Genomic DNA, 16,346 nt, shown 5'->3' on the forward strand with positions numbered 1-16,346 from the left:
AGCAGCCCGCGCGGCGTGGGCGCGCACCCGCGCGGGCGCGGCGCGCGGATGGTCGGGGCCGGGGCGAGCCACGCCACACCCTCCGGGCCGGGCTCCACTCTGCGGGCGGGCGGCCGAAACCGGCAATAGGGTTGGCGCATGTCGGAAGCGGAAGTCAAGACCGAGAGCGTCGGCACGGTCGTCGTCGCCGGCACGGCGAACCTCGCCATCGCCGTAGCCAAGCTGGTCGCCGGGCTGATCTCCGGCTCGGCCGCGATGCTCTCCGAGGCCGCCCACTCCGTCGCCGACACCACCACCGAGGTGCTGCTCTACCTGGCGCTGCGCCGGGGCGCACGGCCCGCCGACACCCGCCACCCCTTCGGGTACGGCAAGGAGAGCTACGTCTGGGCCTTCCTCGCCGCGCTGTTCACGTTCGTCGTCGGCGCCGGCTTCGCCATCACCCACGGCGTGACCACGATCCTCGTGCACGAGCACACCGGCGCCTACCTGGCCTCGTACATCGTGCTGGCGCTCTCCTTCGCGATCGAGTCGGTCTCCCTGGCCCGGGCGGTCAGGCAGGTCCGCCGGGAGTCCCGCCGCTGGCGGGCCAGCCCGCGCCGCTACCTCCGCCTGACCGCCGACACCACCGTCAAGGCGGTGTTCCTGGAGGACAGCGCCGCGCTGATCGGCCTGCTGATCGCCGGCGTCGGCCTCGGGCTCTCCCACCTCACCGGCGACGAGCTCTACGACGGCGTCGCCTCGATCCTCATCGGCGTGCTGCTGCTGGCGGTCGCCACCATCCTGGCCCGGAGCAACATCTCGCTGCTGGTGGGCCGCGCCGTCTCGGAACGGGTGCACCGGCAGATCGAACGCGAGCTGGCCGGCCTGCCGACGGTGGACCGGGTCGACACGCTGATGACCATGCTGCTCGGCCCGGAGGACATCCTGGTCGCCGCCAAGGTCGACTTCCACGACGACGCCACCGGCGCCGACATCGAGGCCGCCGCGGACGAGGCCGAGCGCCGGCTCACCGAGCGCTTCCCGGAGATCGGGTACGTCTTCCTCGACCCGACCCGGTCGATGCCGGGCGCCGGGGGCCGCCGCGCCCGCCAGACCCAGGACGAGGACGACCGTCCGCCGGACCGGGAGGCCGGCCCCGGCCGCCAGTCCTGACCCGGGCACGACCGGCCCGGCGGACGCGGATAGCGTGCCGGGCATGGTGCGATGGCGGTCCGGAACGGTCACGGCGGTGCGGCGGCGGTGGGCCGGCGCCATCGAACTCGACGTCGACCTGCCCGACGGCGCCGCGATGCGCGCCCTGGCCTACCCGGCGCTGGTCGGCGACCCGGAGCCCGGTGACCGGGTGCTGCTGAACGCCGGCGCCCTGCTGATGGGCCTCGGCACCGGCGGGTACGCCCTGGTCGTCGCGCTGCCCGACCGGCTGCCGCCGGACCCGCCGCAGGCCCTCGACACCCGCGACGCCGGCCACCTGGTGAAGGCCCGCTACACCCCGCTGCAACCCATCCTGCTCGGCGTGGACGAGGAGGCCTCCCCGCACCACGAACTGCTCGCCGCCGCGGAGAGCCTGGACGGGATGCCGGTGGTCAGCGCCGACCTGCACTCCGCCCTGCCGGCGATCCTCGCCGGGGTCCACGCCGACGCCCCGGACGCCCGGGTGGCGTACCTGCTCACCGACGGCGGGGCGCTGCCCGCCTGGTTCTCCCGCACCCTCGCCGGGCTCGCCGACCGCCTCGTCGGCACGGTCAGCGTCGGCCAGGCCTTCGGCGGCGACCTGGAGGCCAGCACCCTGCACAGCGGGCTGCTCGCCGCCCGGCACGTGCTCCGCGCCGACGTCGCCGTCGTCGCCCAGGGACCCGGCAACCTGGGCACCGGCACCCGCTGGGGCTTCTCCGGGGTCGCCGTCGGCGAGGCGGTGAACGCCGTCGCCACCCTCGGCGGCCGCCCGGTCGGCTCGCTGCGGATCTCCGACGCCGACCCCCGCCCCCGGCACCGCGGCGTCTCCCACCACAGCCTCACCGCGTACGGCCGGGTCGCGCTCGCCCCGGCGGACCTGGTCGTGCCCGACAGCCTGGCGCCGCCGCTGGCCGCGCAGGTGGACGCGGCCCTCGCCCCCCTCGCGGCGCGGCACCGGATCGTCCGGGTGCCCACCGATGGCCTCGACACCGCGCTGCGCGCCACGCCGGTGGCGCTGTCCACCATGGGACGCGGCCTGGACGCCGACCACGCCTACTTCCTGGCCGCCGCGGCGGCCGGGCGGCACGCCGCCCGGCTCACCCGCTGACCGGCGGGGTCAGCCCGCCGCGTAGCCGTGCGCCACGAGGTGCCGGGCCCCCATCTCGTACGCCCGCGGATCCTCCGGCGTGAACGCGGCCAGCCCGTCGACGTAGCGGTTGTACATGCAGAACGCCGCCGCGATCAGCACCGTGTCGTGCAGCTCCAGGTCGGTGGCGCCCGCGGCCCGGGCGGCGTCGACCAGCTCGCCGGTCACCTCCCGGCCGCCGCGCTGGACGGCGGCGGCGATCCGCAGCAGCGCCCGCAGCTTCTCCCCGACCGGCGCGGCCGCCACGTCGGCGCGCACCTGCTCGACGAGGGACATCCCCGCCGGCAGCTGTGCCGCCGCGGTCGCCGAGTGGGACGCGCGGCAGAACCCGCAGTCGTTCAGGCCGGACACGTACGCGGCGATCAGCTCCCGCTCCCCCGGCGTCAGCGTCGGGTGCGGCGCCCGCAGCAGCGTCTCCGCCAGGGCGTTGAGCGGCCCGGCGGTCTCCGGGCGGAACCGCAGCAGGCCCTGGATGCCCGGGTGTCGTGCCTCGTCGAGGCCGAGATCGATGTGTGCGATGGCGTCACCGTCCCTGTTCGGGCCCCCGACCGTGCGGGCGGCCGCCGACAGGGCAGACCCTCCCACCCCCGGCCGTCCGGCTCAACCCCCGACCGGTCCGACGCCACGCAACCCGCCCGCTCGAAACGCGCGAGGCTCGGCGCGGACGGCCCCGCGGTCAGCGGGGCGACGGTCAGCCGGCGAAGAGGATCAGGGCCAGCCAGGCCCCCACGATCAGGACCAGCACAGCCGCCAACACCCAGGTCGGCACCTTGTACTCGCCGCGGCGGTTGCGCTCGATCTCGGCGCGGATCTTCTCCCGGCGCCGGTCGATCCAGTTCAGCTTCTCGGTGCCGCTGTCGCGGCCGGAGGGTTCGGAAGTGTTCATCGCGTCGCCAGCGTACCGGTGGGGTGGCGGCCGGCGCCCGCAGCACCGGCCGCCCCGCCGTCACATGCTGGCGATCAGCCGCTCCACCCGCTCGTCGTACGCCCGGAACGGGTCCTTGCAGAGCACGGTCCGCTGCGCCTGGTCGTTGAGCTTCAGGTGCACCCAGTCGACGGTGAAGTCCCGCCGCTTCTCCTGCGCGTGCCGGATGAACTCGCCGCGCAGCCGGGCCCGGGTGGTCTGCGGCGGGGTCTCCTTCGCCTCGAAGATCTCCGGGTCGGTGGCCACCCGGTCCACCTCGCCGCGCCGCTCCAGCAGCCCGTACAGGCCGCGACCGCGCCGCAGGTCGTGGTACGCCAGGTCCATCTGCGCCACCCGCGGGTGCGACAGCGGCAGGTCGTGCTTGCGCTGGTACCGCTCGATCAGCCGCAGCTTGGTCACCCAGTCGATCTCCCGGGCCACCGGGTCCAGGTCGCCGGTCTCCACCGCCCGCAGCACCCGGCCCCAGAGCTCCACCACCCGCTTCGCGGTCTGGTCACCGCCGCGCCGCTCCACGAACTCGGTCGCCTTGGCCAGGTATTCCTGCTGGATGTCCAGCGCGCTGACCTCCTTGCCGGAGGCCAGCCGCACCTTGCGCCGGCCGGTGATGTCGTGCGACACCTCGCGGATCGCCCGGATCGGGTTCTCCAGCGACAGGTCCCGCATCACCACCCCGGCCTCGATCATCCGCAGCACGATGTCGGCGGTGCCCACCTTCAGCAGCGTGGTCACCTCGTTCATGTTCGAGTCGCCCACGATCACGTGCAGCCGCCGGTACCGCTCCGCGTCGGCGTGCGGCTCGTCCCGGGTGTTGATGATCGGCCGGCTCCGGGTGGTCGCCGAGGAGACGCCCTCCCAGATGTGCTCGGCCCGCTGCGACAGGCAGTAGACCGCGCCGCGCGGGGTCTGCAGCACCTTCCCCGCCCCGCAGATCAACTGCCGGGTGACCAGGAACGGGATCAGCACGTCGGCGAGCCGGCCGAACTCGCCGTGCCGGGAGACCAGGTAGTTCTCGTGGCAGCCGTACGAGTTGCCGGCCGAGTCGGTGTTGTTCTTGAACAGGTAGATCTCACCCGCGATGCCCTCGTCGTGCAGCCGCTTCTCCGCGTCGACGAGCAGCCCCTCCAGGATCCGCTCACCGGCCCGGTCGTGGGCGACCAGATCGGTGACCGAATCGCACTCCGGCGTCGCGTACTCCGGGTGCGAGCCCACGTCCAGGTAGAGGCGGGCCCCGTTGCGCAGGAACACGTTGCTCGACCGGCCCCACGACACCACCCGCCGGAACAGGTACCGCGCGACCTCGTCGGGGGACAACCGGCGCTGCCCGCGGTAGGTGCAGGTGACGCCGTACTCGGTCTCGAGGCCGAAGATTCGCCGCTCCATGATGTGACATTAGCCGCCCGGGGCCCCAGATGGGCAGCGCTCGACCCAGCCGTCTCACCGGCGGCCGCCACGCGCCCCCTGCCGCGCCGGCGGTCCCGCCGCGCCCCGACCGGCGAGCCGGTACGTTCCCAGCCGTGAGGATCCTCGTCACCGGCGGCGCCGGCTTCATCGGATCGGCGTACGTACGGCGGCTGCTGGGCGGCGCCGAGCCGGCCGTGGACGTCGACGCGGTAACCGTGCTCGACGCGTTCACCTACGCCGGCACCGAGGGCAGCCTCAACCCCGTCCGCGCCGATCCCCGGGTGCGGGTCGTCCGCGGCGACATCCGCGACGCGCCGCTGGTCGACGCCACCGTCGCCGGCCACCACGTCGTCGTCCACTTCGCCGCCGAGTCCCACGTGGACCGGTCCGTCACCGACGCCGCGGCCTTCGTCACCACCAACGTCGTGGGCACCCAGACCCTGCTCGACGCCGCGCTGCGGCACGGCGTACGCCGCTTCGTGCAGGTCTCCACCGACGAGGTCTACGGCTCCGTGACCACCGGGTCGTCGACCGAGCGGGCGCCGCTGGACCCGAGCTCGCCGTACTCGGCCTCCAAGGCCGGCGCCGACCTGCTCGCCCTCGCCTACCACCGCACCCACGGCCTGGACGTCGTCGTCACCCGGGGCGCCAACACCTACGGCCCATACCAGTACCCCGAGAAGATCGCGCCGCTCTTCGTCACCAACCTGCTCGACGGGCACGACGCGCCGCTCTACGGCGACGGTGGCAACGTCCGGGAGTGGCTGCACGTCGACGACCACTGCCACGGCATCGCACTGGCCCAGACCCGGGGGCGCGCCGGTGGCGTCCACCACCTCGGCGGCTCGGCCGAGCTGACCAACCGGGAGCTCACCGGACGACTACTGGCCGCCTGCGGCGCCGGCTGGGAGCGGGTGCGGCCGGTCGCCGACCGCAAGGGCCACGACCGGCGCTACTCGCTGGACAGCACCACCAGCAACCGCGAGCTGGGCTGGTCCCCCACCGTCGACCTGGACCGGGGCCTGGCCGCCACCGTCGACTGGTACCGGCAGAACCGGGCCTGGTGGGAGCCGCTCAAGCCGCACCGCTGACGGCCGTGCATCGGCCGCCGGAGCCACTGCTGTTCGGCGACCTGGCGGTATCCAACGCGGTCGGATACCGCCAGGTCGGCGATGCGGACGCGATAACGACCCGCGGTTCGGCTACGCCTCCGGCTGGTCGGTCTCGGTCTGCTGGCCCTCCAGGTCGGCCGAGCCCGCCGAGGTGGTCGGCTTGTTCGCCTCCTCCGTCGGCACCGTCGGCGTCTTCGCCCGCCCGGGAGCGGGCGCGCTCTCCGCGTCGGCGTCGCCGTCCAGCAGCGCGGTCAGCGCCGCCCCGGTGATCCGACGGAAACTCCGCCCCACCCGGCGCCGGTCCAGGACCGCCACCTCCAGCTGGTTGGCGGCGATCGTCCGCGACGCCCCGCCCTCCCCGCCGACGCTGCTCAGCGCCTGCACGGCCACCCGGACCGCCTCGCTGAGCGACATGTCCGGCCGGTGCTGCGACTTGAGCACCCCGGAGATCGACTCGGCCTGGCCGCCCATCGCCATCCGGCCCGGCTCGTCGTTGACCGAGCCGTCATAGGTCAGCCGGTAGAGCGCGTCGTCCTCCGGAGTCGCGCCCACCTCGGCCACGCAGATCTCCACCTCGAACGGCTTCGACTGCTCGGTGAAGATCGCACCGAGGGTCTGCGCGTACGCGTTCGCCAGGGCCAGGCCGTTGACGTCCCGCCGGTCGTAGCTCAGGCCGTTCAGGTCCGCCATCCGCACGCCGGCGCGGCGCAGGTTCTCGAACTCGTTGTACCGGCCCACCGCGGCGAAGCCGATCCGGTCATAGATCTCGCTGACCTTGTGCAGGGTGCTGGAGAGGTTCTCCGCGACGAAGAGCACCCCGCCCTCGTAACTCAGGACCAGCGCGCTGCGACCCCGGGCGATGCCCTTGCGGGCGAGCTCGGAGCGGTCGCGCATGATCTGCTCGGGCGAGGCGTAGAACTGCATGGCCACGGCGGCGGTTCTCCTTCGGGCGCTGTGCTGCGGACTGCTGACTGGTCAGGTGGGAGCGGGGTCAGCCGCCCGGGTTCTCCATCCGGCCGGAGACGACGCCTTCCGCGATCGTCGCCGTCTCGGCGTCGGTGAGCCGGTGGGTGCCCTCCGCCGTCGCCGTCATCACCACCGGGTAGATCCGGCGGGTCAGATCCGGACCGCCGGTCGCCGTGTCATCGTCGGCCGCGTCGTAGAGCGCCTCGACCGCCAGCCGCATCGCGACGTCGATCGACAGGCCGGCCCGGAAGCGCTTCTTCAAGGCGGACTTGGCGAAGAGCGAGCCGGAGCCGATCGCGTCGTAGCCGGTCTCCTCGTACGGGCCGCCGGTCACGTCGAAGCTGAAGATCCGACCCGCCTTCGTGGGATCGCTGGCCGCCAGGTCGAAGCCGGCGAAGAGCGGGATCACCGCGAGGCCCTGCATCGCCGCGCCCAGGTTGCCGCGGATCATCGAGGCCAGCCGGTTGGCCTTGCCGTCGAGCGAGAGCATCGCGCCCTCGATCTTCTCGTAGTGCTCCAGCTCCACCTGGAACAGTCGCATCAGCTCGATGCCGATGCCCGCGGTGCCCGCGATGCCGACCAGCGAGTACGCGTCGGCCGGATGCACCTTCTCGATGTCCCGCTGGGCGATCAGGTTGCCCATCGTGGCGCGCCGGTCGCCGGCCATCACCACGCCGCCGGCGGCCGCGATGGCCACGATGGTGGTCGCGTGCGGCGCCATGTCGGCGGCCATGCCGGGCGGCAGCGGCCGTCGGCCGGGCAGCATCTCGGGGGCCACCTTGCTCAGGAACGCTGTGAAGGAGGACGTCCCCGCGTTGGTGAACACATCTGGAAGACGCCCGGATGGATCAAAACCCGCTGCCACGTGGTTCCTCTCAGGTACGTGATCGCCCTGGCCAGCCTCGCGGGACTGTCACGGAACTGGCCAAGACCACCGTTGCAGTTGAAGCAGAGTATCCCGCGCACCCACCCGGTGCGATGATCGTGGTCCACATGTTCCGGATCGGGGTCGCCGCACACCGCGCAGACCCCGCCCTGCTCGGCGAGAAGCTCCCGGAACTCCTTCTCCCCGATCCCAAACCGCCGTCGCAGGTGGTACTCACGAGTGCCGCCATAGAGCCGCTGCGCGGTCTCCCTGCCGCGGGCGTTGTGGCAGGGCTTGCAGTAAGTGTGCCGCCCGCTGGCCTTCCTGGTACGGGGAAAGTCGTCGAGCGGCTTGATCCGGTCGCAGTCCGGGCGCCACTTCAGCCCGTCGGGTACCGGAGCAGACGGCTTCTTCTGCTCGCCGATTGCGGGCAAGCCTTGTCCGATTCGCTGGGCAAGTCGGACATTCTACATCACTCCCCGCCTTTCTGGACATAGCCCCTGACAAATTCTTCTGCGTTCTCCTCGAGGACGGAGTCGATCTCGTCGAGCAGGTCGTCGACGTCCTCGGTGATCTCGGCGTGGCGCTCGGCAACCTCGGGGTTGGCCTGCGCGGTGACGTCCTCGATCTCCTCGCCCTGGGTCGACTTGCCGGACTGGGTCTGGCCGCCTTCTTGCGTAGCCATCAGGTGCCTCCTCCACGATCGCCTGCGATGAACTTACCTCGCGGGAGCGACGAAAAGCCCGCCGCGCGCCGGCTTCCGGCGTACGACGGGCCTGCGTCCGGCGGCGGTCAGCCCCCGGTCAGCGTCTCCAGCAGATCCTTGGCGCTGGCGCACCGGTCGAAGAGCGCGCCGACGTGCTTGCGGGTGCCCCGCTCCGGCTCCATCATCGGCACCCGGACCAGCGACTCCCGGCCCACGTCGAAGATGACGGAGTCCCAGCTCGCCGCGACCACCTCGGAGGCGTACTGGGCCAGGCAGCGGCCCCGGAAGTAGGCCCGGGTGTCCTCCGGGGGCTGGGTCATCGCGGTCCGGGTCTGCTCGTCGGTCAGCAGCGTCTTCATCGACCCGCGCGAGACCAGCCGGTGGTAGAGCCCCTTCTCCGGCCGGACGTCGGAGTACTGCAGGTCGACCAGCTGGAGCTTGTGCGAGCCCCAGGCGAGCTTCTCCCGCTCCCGGTACCCCTCCAGCAGCCGCAACTTGGCCACCCAGTCCAGCTCGTCGGCGCAGAGGAAGGCGTCGCGGCCGAGCCGGTCCAGCACGTTCTCCCAGCGCGCGAGGACGTCCGCGGTCTGCTCGTCGACGTCGCTGCCGTACCGATCGTCCACGAAGGACCGGACCCGCTCCAGGTACGCCCACTGCACGTCCAGGGCGGTCAGCTTGCGGCCGTCGCGCAGCCGCATCAGGTGCTTGAGCGACGGGTCGTGGCTGACCGCGCGCAGCTCGCTGACCGGGTCGGCGATGCCCAGGTCCGGGCCGAGCGCCTTCTCTTCGATCATGGTGAGGATCAGCGCGGTGGTGCCGACCTTCAGGTAGGTGGAGATCTCCGACAGGTTGGCGTCGCCGATGATGACGTGCAGCCTGCGGTACTTGTCGGCATCGGCGTGCGGCTCGTCGCGGGTGTTGATGATCGGCCGCTTAAGGGTGGTCTCCAGCCCGACCTCGACCTCGAAGAAGTCGGCACGCTGGGAGATCTGGAAGCCGTTCTGGCCGCCGTCCTGGCCGATGCCGACCCGGCCGGCGCCGCAGACGATCTGCCGGGTGACGAAGAACGGCGTCAGGTACGCCACGATGTCGGCGAACGGGGTCTGCCGCCGCATCAGGTAGTTCTCGTGGGAGCCGTAGCTGGCGCCCTTGTTGTCGGTGTTGTTCTTGTAGAGGTGGATGGGCTGGGTGCCCGGGATGGTGGCGGCGCGGCGGGCCGCCTCGGCCATCACCCGCTCCCCGGCCTTGTCCCAGCGCACCACGTCGAGCGGGTTGGTCACCTCGGGCGTGGAGTATTCCGGGTGGGCGTGGTCGACATACAGCCGGGCACCGTTGGTGAGTATGACGTTGGCCAGCCCGAGGTCCTCGTCGGCGAGCGCCTCGGCGGGGTCGTAGGCCGCGCCGGAGTAGGTGAAGCCGCGCGCGTCGCGCAGCGGCGACTCCTCCTCGTAGTCCCAGCGGGCCCGGCCACCGCGGTTGAGTTCCGGGCGCGCCCCGTAGGCGTTCACCACCTGTGAGGAGGTGACCATCGGGTTGGCCCCGGCCTGGCCGGGCACGGAGATGCCGTACTCGACCTCGGTGCCCATGATCCGTCTTACGCTCATCGACTGCCCGCTCCCGCTCGCCCGTCCCGGTCCCCCGTCACGTCGAGCGTAGTCGCCGGTATGCGGTAAGGGGGCGCGGCGCGGTGCCGGCGTACGGTGTGGCGGCGCGTGGGCGGCCGGTCGTGGACGCGCGGAGGCCCGCGGCGCGGCGCGCCACGGGCCTCCGTCGTGCTGGTCGGGCCTACAGGTACTGGCCGGTGTTGCTGGCGGTCTCTATCGACCTGCCGGCCTCCGCGCCCTTGCCGCCGGAGACGAGCGTACGGATGTAGACGATCCGCTCGCCCTTCTTGCCTGAGATGCGGGCCCAGTCGTCGGGGTTGGTGGTGTTGGGCAGGTCCTCGTTCTCCCGGAACTCGTCGACGCAGGCGTCGAGCAGGTGCTGCAGCCGCAGCCCCTTGCGCCCGGAGGTGAGGAACTCCTTGATGGCCATCTTCTTGCCGCGGTCGACGATGTTCTGGATCATCGCGCCGGAGTTGAAGTCCTTGAAGTAGAGGACTTCCTTGTCGCCGTTGGCGTAGGTGACCTCGAGGAAGCGGTTCTCCTCGGTCTCCGAGTACATCCGCAGGACGACCGCGTCGATCATCGCCGCCACGGTGGCCTGCGGGTCGCTGCCGTGTTCGGCCAGGTCGTCCGGGTGCAGGGGCAGCCCGGCGAGGATGTACTTGGAGAAGATGTCCTTGGCCGCCTCGGCGTCCGGCCGCTCGATCTTGATCTTCACGTCGAGCCGGCCGGGGCGCAGGATCGCCGGGTCGATCATGTCTTCCCGGTTGGAGGCGCCGATGACGATGACGTTCTCCAGGCCCTCCACGCCGTCGATCTCGCTGAGCAGCTGCGGGACGATGGTGTTCTCCACGTCGGAGGAGACGCCGGAGCCGCGGGTGCGGAACACCGAGTCCATCTCGTCGAAGAACACGATCACCGGGGTGCCCTCGCCGGCCTTCTCGCGGGCCCGCTGGAAGACCAGCCGGATGTGCCGCTCGGTCTCGCCGACATACTTGTTGAGCAGCTCGGGACCCTTGATGTTGAGGAAGAAGCTGGTGTGCTTCTCCTCGCCGCGCCGCTCGGCGATCTTCTTGGCCAGCGAGTTGGCGACCGCCTTGGCGATCAGCGTCTTGCCGCAGCCGGGCGGGCCGTAGAGCAGGATGCCCTTCGGCGGCCGGAGCTGGTGCTCACGGAACAGGTCGGCGTGCAGGAAGGGCAGCTCCACCGCGTCGCGGATCTGCTCGATCTGCGCCTGGAGGCCGCCGATGTCGGTGTAGTCGACGTCAGGCACCTCCTCCAGGACCAGCTCCTCGACCTCGCTCTTCGGGATCCGCTCGTACGCGTACGCCGAGCGGGGCTCGATCATGAGCGAGTCGCCGGCCCGGATCGGCGAGCCGATCAGGGTCTCGGCGAGGTGCACGATCCGCTCCTCGTCGGAGTGCGAGACCACCAGCGCCCGGTCGCCCGGGGCGCCCCCGGGACCCGCGAGGATCTCCTTGAGCATCACGACCTCGCCGACCCGCTCGTACCCGAACGCGTCGACGATGTTGAGCGCGTCGTTGAGCAGGACCTCCTGGCCGCGCCGGAGCTCGTCGACCTCGAGCGAGGGCGAGACGGCGACCCGGAGCTTGCGCCCGCCGGTGAAGACGTCCACCGTGCCGTCGTCGTGCCTCGCCAGGAAGACGCCGTAGCCACTGGGTGGCTGCGCGAGGCGGTCGATCTCCTCCTTGAGCGTCACGATCTGCGCGCGAGCCTCCTTGAGGGTGCCCACGAGCCGTTCGTTGTTCTCGGTCAGCCGCGCCAACTGCGCCTGGGTGGCCGCCAGCCGCTCTTCGAGCTGCCGGACGTGTCGGGGGCTTTCGGTCAACTTGCGCCGCACCAGAGCGAGTTCCTCTTGAAGGAACGCGACCTGCGTGGAGAGATCGTGGGCCTCCTTCTCCCACCGTGCGGCGCGCGAGTCCGCGTCGTCGCTGCGTGCCACGTCCCACCTCCCCGGGGGCTTGAACGTTCTGACCTAACACTAGCCGCTATGAGCCCGATTCGGTCCCGCGCAACGCGCTCGTCACCGAAGCTTGATCGCCAAGGGCTGGTCGACGGGCGGGTACTGGCGTTCAGGTACCGTCGCAGGGTGGGACGGGAGAACATGGGGGGTGCACGATGACGCAGGTCGCGACGGACCAGCTTCAGGTCTGGGTGGACCAGGACCTCTGCACGGGCGACGGGCTCTGCGTGCAGTACGCGCCGGAGGTCTTCGAGTTCGACGTCGACGGCCTGGCGTACGTCAAGGGCGCCGACGGTGAGCTGCGGCTGGCCCCGGGCAGCCGGGTGGACGTGCCCGAGCACCTGCGCCTCGAGGTGATCGACTCGGCGAAGGAGTGCCCCGGCGAGTGCATCCACGTGGTACGCGGCAGCGACGGCGCCGAGGTGGCCGGCCCGGACGCCGAGGAGGACTGAGCCGCCCGCCTGCCGGCCCCGCGGCCGGTGGGCGCCGGCAACCGGCTCCGGCCCCCGGGGCCGCTCGCCGGCGGGGCGAGGCTCAGAGCATCGGGCGGCCGACCACCGAGGCGACCAGCCGGGCGAACTCCTCCAACCGGGCGATCTGTCCCGCGCCGCCGTCGTCGAGGGTCTTGCCGAAGCGCAGCGCGTCGTGCCGCGGCCCGGCGACCAGCTCATCCCCGGGCGGCGCCTCGTCCAGCGAGGTCAGCAGCAGATAGACGTCGATGCTGTCGACCCGGATCTCACCGGTGTCGGACCGGTTCAGCCGCCGCCGGCAGCCGACCTCGGTCACCGTGGAGACCGGCACCACCCGTAGCGACGAGGTCATCGACCCGGGCGGTCCCTCCCCCGGCGGTACGTCCTCGCCGTGCCAGAGCACCAGCCGGCTGCCGTCGCAGACGACGACCTCCTGCCACACCCCGTTGACCTCGTTGACGAAGCGTTCCAGGGTGAAGCCGAGCACGGAGGCCCCGCGCAGCACCCCGCCGAGCGCCTCCAGGGCCACGTCCGGGTCGCGCAGGTAGGCCCGCGCGGCCGACTCGAGGTCGGTGTACGGCGACCAGTCCGGGAAGACCGCGGGCAGGTCCCCGTTGCCGAAGCCCGGGCTGCTCATGCCGCCTCCCCCGCCCGCCCGGCGCACGGTCGGGCGCGCCGACCGGCGCCGCCGCCGAGGCCCGCGCGGGGCCGGATCGCGCCGCGCGCCCCGATCCGCTCGCTCATGCCACCGTCTCCACCCGTTCGGTGTCGTCCCGGCGCCGGTCCGCGCCGGGACACATGATCGCCTGCCGCATGCCGGGTCGACCAGCCACCGGAGTCACGGCTGGTCCAGCTCCTCCGCCGGCCCCGTCGGCTCCGCACCGGCCGCCGCCTGCCGGGCCGCCTCGGCCTCGCGCAGCGCCTGCCGGCGCTGGACGTACGCCTCGGTGCCCTTGCTCGGCTTGCGGCGGCGCGGCGGCGCGGTCACCCCCGGGGCGAGCTTGCGCGCGGAGACCAGGAACGCGGTGTGCGCGATCATCCGGTGGTCCGGGCGGACGGCCAGGCCCTCGGCGTGCCAGTCGCGGACCAGCGACTCCCAGGCACGCGGCTCGGTCCAGCCGCCGCGCTCGCGCAGCGCCTCGACCAGCTCGGACAGCTGTGGGGTGGTGGCCACGTAGCCGATGAAGACGCCGCCGGGCACCAGCGCCCGCTCGACCATGTCGAGGGTCTCCCACGGGGTGAGCATGTCCAGGATGATCCGGTCGAACCCGGTCTCCTGGCACTGCGCGACGTCGCCGACGTGCAGCCGCCAGGCGGGGTGCGGTCCGTTGAAGAACGCCTCGACGTTGCGCCTGGCGATCTGGGCGAAGTCGTCGCGCAGCTCGAAGGAGTGCAGCTCACCCTCCGTGCCGACGGCCCGCAGCAGCGAGCAGGAGAGCGCGCCGGAGCCGGCGCCGGCCTCGAGGACCTTCGCGCCGGGGAAGATGTCGCCCATCGCGACGATCTGCGCGGAGTCCTTCGGGTAGATCACCTGGGCGCCGCGCGGCATGGAGAGCACGTAGTCCGACAGCAGCGGGCGCAGGGCCAGGAAGGCGGTGCCGCCCCCGGTGGTGGTCACCACGCTGCCGTCGGGCAGCCCGATGAGCGTGTCGTGCTTGAGGATGCCGCGGTGGGTGTGGAACTCCTTGCCGGGCTCCAGCGTCACGGTGTGCATCCGCCCCTTCGGGTCGGTCAGCTGCACCCGGTCGCCGGGGCGGAACGGCCCCCGGTGCACGGGGGGCAGCGCCGGGGCGGCGGGGTCGGCCGGGACGGTGGAGGGCTGTGCGGTCACGTGTTCATCTTCCGTTTGGGTTCCAGGAGCTGCGCCAGATCCGCGATGTGCAGAACGCCGACGACATCTTCGCCTGCCGTCACGACGTACTGTGCGCCCGGGTGGGTCTGCACGGTCTGCATCACCCGTTCGCCGTCCGCGCCGACCGGCAGCGCCGGGACCGTGTCCAGGCTGCGGGACACCGCGTCCACCGCGAGCCACGGCCAGCGTTCCGGGGGTACGGCGTCGGCACGGGCCGGGTCGACCAGGGCGACCGGCCGGCCGGCGGAGTCGACGACGGCGAGCGCGGCGTCGGGTGCCGGGCCCTCCGCGCGGCGGCGCTGCGCCTCGGCCAGCGGGGTGCCGCTGGGCACCGGCAGCACCGGTCGGGCCAGCCGGGCCAGGTCGATCAGCGGGAGGCGGCGGCTGATCCGGGCCAACCGGATCGACTGGCCGGCGCCCCGCCACAGGGTGAACGCCACCAGCAGCATCAGCGGCAGCAGCACCGGCGGCAGTGCCCGGCGCAGGGTGAGCAGGACGACCAGGGCCAGGGTGCCGAGGGCGACGACGCGGCCCACCCAGCCGGCCACCTCGGTGCCCCGGTGCCGGTCCCCGGTGAGCGCCCACACCGCCGCGCGCAGCGCCCGACCGCCGTCGAGCGGCAGCCCGGGCAGGCTGTTGAAGATCGCCACCACGACGTTGCTCGCCGCGAGCTGGAAGGCGAGCTGGTCGGCCAGGGTGCCGTCGGGCAGGGCGAGGGTTGCCGCGACGGCGGCGGCGCCGAGCAGCGCGGAGACCGCCGGGCCGGCGAGCGAGACCAGCAGGTCGACCCGGGGACTGGGGGCGTCCCGGTCCATCTCGGTGTACCCGCCGAGCAGCTCCAGGGTGATACCGCGCACACCGATGCCGTACCGGCGGGCGGTCAGCGCGTGCCCGAGCTCGTGCAGCAGCACGGAGCCGAGCAGGGAGACGACGAAACCGGCGCCGACCAGATAGCCGGCCACCGGGCCGAGGTCGAGCTGGCGGCGGACCAGCGCCGCGTACGCGACGGTCACCACCAGGGTGAGCAGGACCATCGACGCGTCCAGGTGCAGCGGCACCCCGAACACCCGGCCCACGGTCAGACCGGGACGGCGCCCGGGCCGGCGTGGTGGTCGGGACGGCTGCTGCACCGCACCGATGCTACGCGGGGCCGATCATGTGCCGGTGCGGCGACGGCGGGCCTGTCACACCGGTGCCCTAACCTTCCGGACATGACGGCGGAACCGGTGATCGACGCGCAGGACACCCTCGCCCCGGCGGTGCTGCCGCCCACGGTACGGGCGTCGCTGTCGCCGTCCCGGGCGGCGGATTTCAAGACCTGCCCGCTGCTCTACCGCTTCCGCAGCATCGACCGGCTGCCCGAGCGGCCGACGGTGGAGCAGGCCCGGGGCACGCTGGTGCACGCGGTGCTGGAGCGGCTGTTCGACCTGCCCGCGGCGGCCCGCACGCCCGAGTCGGCCGGTGACCTGGTCGCCCCGCAGTGGGACCGGCTGGTCACCGAGGAGCCGGAGCTGGCAGGCCTGTTCGCCGAGGGCGACGCGGCCGGCGTCGCGGAGTTCCTCCGGTCGGCCGCCGCGCTGCTGGAGGGCTATTTCGCGGTGGAGGACCCGCGCCGGCTGGAGCCGGCCGAGCGCGAGGCGTTGATCTCCGCGGTGGTCGACGACGAGCTGCTGATCCGGGGCTACCTGGACCGGCTCGACGTCGCGCCGGACGGCGCGCTGCGGGTGGTGGACTACAAGACCGGCGGTGCCCCGCGCGAGGCGTTCGAGGCGCGGGCGCTGTTCCAGCTCAAGTTCTACGCCCTCGTGCTCTGGCGCACCCGGGGCGTGGTGCCGCGGGTGCTGCGGTTGCTCTACCTCAAGGACGCCGAGATCTGCGACTACACGCCGGACGCCGAGGAGCTGCTGCGCTTCGAGCGCACAGTGGTGGCCCTCTGGCAGGCCATCGAGCAGGCCACCGCGCGGCAGGATTTCCGGCCCCGACCCAGCCGGCTCTGTGACTGGTGCAGCCACCAGGCGCACTGCCCGAGCTTCGGCGGCACCCCACCGCCCTTCCCGACCCTCGCCACCACGGACCCGCTGCGCGACGCCCGCTCCGGGCCGGCCGCCCCCGGCGCGGACGAGTGACCCTCCTCCCTGAGG

Annotated in this window: 17 protein-coding genes; 5 read left to right on the forward strand and 12 right to left on the reverse strand. The window is 72.7% G+C overall.

Going from position 1 to position 16,346, the window contains the following annotated elements:
* Positions 1–138 precede the first annotated feature (138 nt).
* Both GA0070613_RS26460 and GA0070613_RS26465 read left to right on the forward strand, forming a co-directional pair.
* Entirely contained in the window at positions 139–1,152 is a 1,014-nt protein-coding gene (locus tag GA0070613_RS26460) for a cation diffusion facilitator family transporter (RefSeq protein ID WP_089014751.1), read from the forward strand.
* 43 nt (positions 1,153–1,195) lie between these two features.
* A complete protein-coding gene (locus GA0070613_RS26465; RefSeq protein ID WP_089014752.1) occupies positions 1,196–2,281 on the forward strand; it encodes a DUF3866 family protein in 1,086 nt (361 codons plus the stop codon).
* A gap of 9 nt (positions 2,282–2,290) precedes the next feature.
* On the opposite strand, the gene GA0070613_RS26470 is transcribed toward GA0070613_RS26465, so the two are convergent.
* The 3 genes from GA0070613_RS26470 to pafA all read right to left on the reverse strand — a co-directional run bounded on the left by GA0070613_RS26470 (position 2,291) and on the right by pafA (position 4,625).
* Entirely contained in the window at positions 2,291–2,839 is a 549-nt protein-coding gene (locus tag GA0070613_RS26470; protein ID WP_089016216.1) for a carboxymuconolactone decarboxylase family protein, read from the reverse strand.
* Positions 2,840–3,011: 172 nt separating this feature from the next.
* A complete protein-coding gene (locus GA0070613_RS26475) occupies positions 3,012–3,206 on the reverse strand; it encodes a hypothetical protein (protein WP_089014753.1) in 195 nt (64 codons plus the stop codon).
* Positions 3,207–3,266: 60 nt separating this feature from the next.
* On the reverse strand, positions 3,267–4,625 hold the full coding sequence (gene pafA, locus GA0070613_RS26480) for a Pup--protein ligase (RefSeq protein WP_089014754.1): 1,359 nt from the start codon (positions 4,623–4,625) through the stop codon (positions 3,267–3,269).
* 134 nt (positions 4,626–4,759) lie between these two features.
* Here pafA and rfbB point away from each other — a divergent pair, with 134 nt between their 5' ends.
* Entirely contained in the window at positions 4,760–5,737 is a 978-nt protein-coding gene (rfbB, locus tag GA0070613_RS26485) for a dTDP-glucose 4,6-dehydratase (RefSeq protein WP_089014755.1), read from the forward strand.
* A 111-nt stretch (positions 5,738–5,848) separates the two neighbouring features.
* Here the strand turns inward: rfbB and prcA are convergent, their stop codons facing one another.
* From prcA to arc, 6 genes are all read right to left on the reverse strand, one after another.
* Positions 5,849–6,688: a proteasome subunit alpha gene (gene prcA / locus GA0070613_RS26490; RefSeq protein WP_089014756.1), complete on the reverse strand. Its 840-nt coding sequence runs from the start codon at positions 6,686–6,688 to the stop codon at positions 5,849–5,851.
* A 61-nt stretch (positions 6,689–6,749) separates the two neighbouring features.
* Positions 6,750–7,589, reverse strand: coding sequence for a proteasome subunit beta (gene prcB / locus GA0070613_RS26495; protein WP_172875903.1), 840 nt, complete (start codon positions 7,587–7,589; stop codon positions 6,750–6,752).
* Complete coding sequence (locus tag GA0070613_RS26500; protein ID WP_231929491.1) at positions 7,508–8,023, reverse strand: endonuclease VII domain-containing protein; 516 nt, start codon at positions 8,021–8,023, stop codon at positions 7,508–7,510. The genes prcB and GA0070613_RS26500 overlap by 82 nt, the downstream gene beginning before the upstream one ends.
* A 38-nt stretch (positions 8,024–8,061) precedes the next feature.
* Positions 8,062–8,274, reverse strand: coding sequence for a ubiquitin-like protein Pup (locus GA0070613_RS26505; RefSeq protein ID WP_089014758.1), 213 nt, complete (start codon positions 8,272–8,274; stop codon positions 8,062–8,064).
* A gap of 107 nt (positions 8,275–8,381) precedes the next feature.
* On the reverse strand, positions 8,382–9,899 hold the full coding sequence (gene dop, locus GA0070613_RS26510) for a depupylase/deamidase Dop (protein ID WP_089014759.1): 1,518 nt from the start codon (positions 9,897–9,899) through the stop codon (positions 8,382–8,384).
* A 181-nt stretch (positions 9,900–10,080) separates the two neighbouring features.
* Positions 10,081–11,862: a proteasome ATPase gene (arc, locus tag GA0070613_RS26515; protein WP_089014760.1), complete on the reverse strand. Its 1,782-nt coding sequence runs from the start codon at positions 11,860–11,862 to the stop codon at positions 10,081–10,083.
* A gap of 176 nt (positions 11,863–12,038) precedes the next feature.
* Here arc and GA0070613_RS26520 point away from each other — a divergent pair, with 176 nt between their 5' ends.
* Positions 12,039–12,335, forward strand: coding sequence for a ferredoxin (locus GA0070613_RS26520; RefSeq protein WP_089014761.1), 297 nt, complete (start codon positions 12,039–12,041; stop codon positions 12,333–12,335).
* An 82-nt stretch (positions 12,336–12,417) separates the two neighbouring features.
* Here GA0070613_RS26520 and GA0070613_RS26525 read toward each other — a convergent pair whose 3' ends face one another.
* The 3 genes from GA0070613_RS26525 to GA0070613_RS26535 form a co-directional block, all read right to left on the reverse strand.
* Positions 12,418–12,990 (reverse strand): hypothetical protein, encoded by a 573-nt coding sequence (locus GA0070613_RS26525; protein WP_089014762.1) that lies wholly within the window; start codon positions 12,988–12,990, stop codon positions 12,418–12,420.
* A gap of 201 nt (positions 12,991–13,191) precedes the next feature.
* Positions 13,192–14,184 carry a tRNA (adenine-N1)-methyltransferase gene (locus tag GA0070613_RS26530; protein ID WP_172875904.1) on the reverse strand — a complete coding sequence of 331 codons (993 nt, stop codon included), beginning with the start codon at positions 14,182–14,184 and terminating at the stop codon, positions 13,192–13,194.
* Complete coding sequence (locus tag GA0070613_RS26535; RefSeq protein WP_172875905.1) at positions 14,181–15,335, reverse strand: site-2 protease family protein; 1,155 nt, start codon at positions 15,333–15,335, stop codon at positions 14,181–14,183. The genes GA0070613_RS26530 and GA0070613_RS26535 overlap by 4 nt, the downstream gene beginning before the upstream one ends.
* Before the next feature lie 81 nt (positions 15,336–15,416).
* On the opposite strand from GA0070613_RS26535, the gene GA0070613_RS26540 reads away from it, so the two are divergent.
* Positions 15,417–16,331, forward strand: a complete 915-nt coding sequence (locus GA0070613_RS26540; RefSeq protein ID WP_089014763.1) for a RecB family exonuclease — start codon at positions 15,417–15,419, stop codon at positions 16,329–16,331.
* The last annotated feature ends 15 nt before the right edge of the window (positions 16,332–16,346 follow it).

This window comes from Micromonospora inositola (genome assembly GCF_900090285.1).
Lineage (GTDB): Bacteria > Actinomycetota > Actinomycetes > Mycobacteriales > Micromonosporaceae > Micromonospora > Micromonospora inositola.

What these genes read in the sequence shown, in the direction of transcription:
- pafA (WP_089014754.1), bottom strand. Translation starts at nt 4,625, where the DNA reads ATGGAGCGGCGAATCTTCGGCCTCGAGACCGAGTACGGCGTCACCTGC.
- GA0070613_RS26465 (WP_089014752.1), top strand. Translation starts at nt 1,196, where the DNA reads ATGGTGCGATGGCGGTCCGGAACGGTCACGGCGGTGCGGCGGCGGTGG.
- GA0070613_RS26520 (WP_089014761.1), top strand. Translation starts at nt 12,039, where the DNA reads ATGACGCAGGTCGCGACGGACCAGCTTCAGGTCTGGGTGGACCAGGAC.
- GA0070613_RS26475 (WP_089014753.1), bottom strand. Translation starts at nt 3,206, where the DNA reads ATGAACACTTCCGAACCCTCCGGCCGCGACAGCGGCACCGAGAAGCTG.
- GA0070613_RS26525 (WP_089014762.1), bottom strand. Translation starts at nt 12,990, where the DNA reads ATGAGCAGCCCGGGCTTCGGCAACGGGGACCTGCCCGCGGTCTTCCCG.
- GA0070613_RS26460 (WP_089014751.1), top strand. Translation starts at nt 139, where the DNA reads ATGTCGGAAGCGGAAGTCAAGACCGAGAGCGTCGGCACGGTCGTCGTC.
- GA0070613_RS26540 (WP_089014763.1), top strand. Translation starts at nt 15,417, where the DNA reads ATGACGGCGGAACCGGTGATCGACGCGCAGGACACCCTCGCCCCGGCG.
- GA0070613_RS26505 (WP_089014758.1), bottom strand. Translation starts at nt 8,274, where the DNA reads ATGGCTACGCAAGAAGGCGGCCAGACCCAGTCCGGCAAGTCGACCCAG.
- dop (WP_089014759.1), bottom strand. Translation starts at nt 9,899, where the DNA reads ATGAGCGTAAGACGGATCATGGGCACCGAGGTCGAGTACGGCATCTCC.